The organism is Aminobacter niigataensis, from assembly GCF_014200015.1.
In the GTDB taxonomy this organism is placed as follows: Bacteria; Pseudomonadota; Alphaproteobacteria; order Rhizobiales; family Rhizobiaceae; genus Aminobacter; species Aminobacter niigataensis.
Window position 1 is genome coordinate 1 of record NZ_JACHOT010000026.1, and the last position, 1,166, is coordinate 1,166.

At 63.3% G+C, this 1,166-nt stretch carries 1 protein-coding gene; it reads right to left on the reverse strand.

Annotated elements, in window-relative coordinates; translation table 11 throughout:
* Positions 1–1,166 (reverse strand): aminomethyltransferase family protein (locus GGQ99_RS25995; protein ID WP_183264798.1); only part of this gene is annotated, 1,166 nt, incomplete at both ends.

Genomic DNA, 1,166 nt, shown 5'->3' on the forward strand with positions numbered 1-1,166 from the left:
TAGCCGGTGCGCGAGACCACGATCGGCACCCCTTGCGCATCGCCGATGCGGCCGATGGTGAAGCGGAACCATTCGAGCTCGGACAGGGCCGGCTGGTGCGGCGGCGTCCAGACGATCTCCTTGAGGATGTCGCGGCTGTTGGGGCCCTGCACGGCGATGTTGTGCATCTGGTCGGTCGAGGAGCGGATGAGCACCTTGAGGCCGAGCTTTTCCGCCACTTCGCGCAGCCAGACGCCGGAATAGTCGTCACCGCAGATCCAGCGGAAATTGTCCTTGCCGAGGCGCAGCAAGGTGCCGTCGTCGATCATGCCACCATGCTCGTAGCACATCGCGGTATAGACGACCTGGCCGACGCCGAGCTTCTTGACGTCGCGGGTCAGCGTGTACTGCATCAGGGCTTCTGAATCCGGGCCCGTCACCTCGAACTTGCGCAGGGCGGAAAGATCCATCACCACCGCCTTCTGGCGGCAGGCCCAGTATTCCTCGATCGGGCCTTCCTTGGCGAATTCCTGCGGCAGCCAGAAGCCCTTGTATTCGATGAAGTTGCGCGTGTGCTTGGCAAAGCTTGAATGGAAGGCGGTCTCACGGCTCATTTTGGGTTCGGCCTCCGGGGTCGTGCGTCTGGCGATCGCGCGCGAGAATTTGTGCTGGCCGGAATAGGTCCGGACGTGGATGTCGGTGAGGTTCCAGCCATTGGCCGGGGTGGTGTCGTCGGGGCAGGCCGAGGAGACGCAGACGATGTCGGTCAGGGCTCTCAGCAGCACATAGTCGCCCGGCCGCGACCAGGGTTCGTCGGAGAACATCACGCCATGGGCGTCGATGCCGGTGTTGAAGAAGAAGTTGACCGCCATCCAGCCGGCGCGGGCATTGACGCCATGCGGGGTCAGTGCGCCGTTGAAATTCTCCGAGCAGTTGATGTGGCCGGGATAGCCGATGTCGTCGTAATATTTGGCGTAGCAGGCAAGCGCGAACGCGTCGTGCCGGCCGCAGGTGTCCTGGATGACCTCGACCAAAGGCTCGAAATCCTGGTCGAAATATTTGGCATGCAGGCCCGGCATCGGATAGGCGTGGCCCATCAGCGAGCGGGTGGCGGTGACGTCGAGGGCAAGGTCGCGGCCCTTGTCGAGCTTGCGCGCCGAAAAGCACTGGAAGTCGGTGCACTGGCG